We start from the raw sequence: 1,420 nt of genomic DNA on the forward strand, positions 1-1,420 counted from the left end.
GTCCAGGAAGACGCTTTCGAGCTGAACAGTTTGTGACATCAGGTGTGATCTCGGCTGCGGCGGGGCCGGCTGGCCGGCCACCGATTCGTTTACGACATCAGCTCGAAAGCGTCTTCCTGGACCAACTCGACCAGCGCCCGCGCGGACCCAGCTCGAGAGCGTCGCGCTGGCGGATACTCCGCCGGCACCCGAGCCGACCCCGTGGGGCCGCCGTCTACAGGGCGATGCGGACGGCCGCCGTGAGGACCAGTTGGGCCAGGGACGCGGGGACCAGCACCAGCCAGCAGAGGCGTTGCAGTTGGTCCTCGCGTAGCCGGGGGTAGGACACCCGGAGCCAGATGATCACGAAGGACACCGCGAAGATCTTGAGTAGCGTCCAGAGCCAGCCCAGTTGGTCGTCGGCGAACGGGCCCTGCCAACCGCCCAGGAACAACACAGTGGTCAGCGCGGCGATCACCACGATGCCGACGTACTCGGCGAGTAGGAAGAACGCGAACCGCAGACCCGTGTACTCGGTCATGTAGCCGAAGACCAGCTCCGAGTCGGCCACCGGCATGTCGAACGGTGGCCGACGGATCTCGGCCAGCCCGGCGACGAAAAAGATGATCATCGCGGGTGCCTGCCAGAGCAGCCACCACGGCTGCCACGCCTCGACGATGCCCGACAGGCTGAGCGTGCCGGCCGCCATCGCCACCGACGCGGCGGCCAGCACCAGCGGCAGCTCGTAACCGAGCAACTGGGCCGCCCCGCGCAACCCGCCCAGCAGGCTGTACTTGTTGGCCGACGCCCACGCCGACATCAGCACCGCCACCACTCCGACGCCGACCACGGCCAGCACGAAGAAGAGGCCGATGTCCAACGGTTGCCCGACCAGGTCGTTCGGACCGAGCGGAATGACGAGCAACACCAGCAGGTAGGGCACCAGGGCCACCGCCGGCGCCAACCGGAACACCGCCCGGTCCGCCTCGCGCGGGGTGATGTCCTCCTTCTGCACGAACTTGACCCCGTCGGCCACCAGCTGCGCCCAGCCGTGGAAGCCGCCCGCGTACATCGGGCCGAGCCGACCCTGCATGTGCGCCATCACCTTGTGCTCGGCCTGGCCGACAAGCAACGGCAGGGTGAGGAACGCGACCACCACACCGCCGATCCGGAGCACCAACTCCACCCAGAGCGGCATCAGGCCGTACCCCCGTCGTGGTCGCTCCGGCCATCGCGGCCCGGCGGGTCCGCGATCGGCTCGCCATCCGACGCGGCCAGCCCGGCGCCGGGCGCGGTCTGGTCGACCGACCCAACGCCGGGCACGGTCTCGGCAGCCGGGCCGGCGTCGGGCGCGGGCTTGGCAGCCGGGCCAGCACCGGGCGCGGGCTGGTCGGCAGGGATCGGGCCGTCGGTGGCTCCGGCCGGCCGGGGAGTACGCGCC

The 1,420-nt window shown here is 70.4% G+C and carries 1 protein-coding gene and 1 pseudogene; both read right to left on the reverse strand.

Annotated features, from left to right (window positions below; all coding sequences use genetic code 11):
- Window positions 1–214 precede the first annotated feature (214 nt).
- The gene (locus DLJ58_RS00065) at window positions 215–1,177 is read right to left on the reverse strand and encodes a complex I subunit 1/NuoH family protein (protein ID WP_030329816.1); all 963 of its coding nucleotides are present in this window, start codon (window positions 1,175–1,177) and stop codon (window positions 215–217) included.
- A pseudogene (locus tag DLJ58_RS34195) lies at window positions 1,177–1,420 on the reverse strand (hypothetical protein); the annotation flags it as partial. The pseudogene DLJ58_RS34195 and the gene DLJ58_RS00065, both read right to left, overlap by 1 nt.

The sequence above is a fragment of the Micromonospora arida genome, assembly GCF_003857035.1.
Classification (GTDB): Bacteria; Actinomycetota; Actinomycetes; order Mycobacteriales; family Micromonosporaceae; genus Micromonospora; species Micromonospora arida.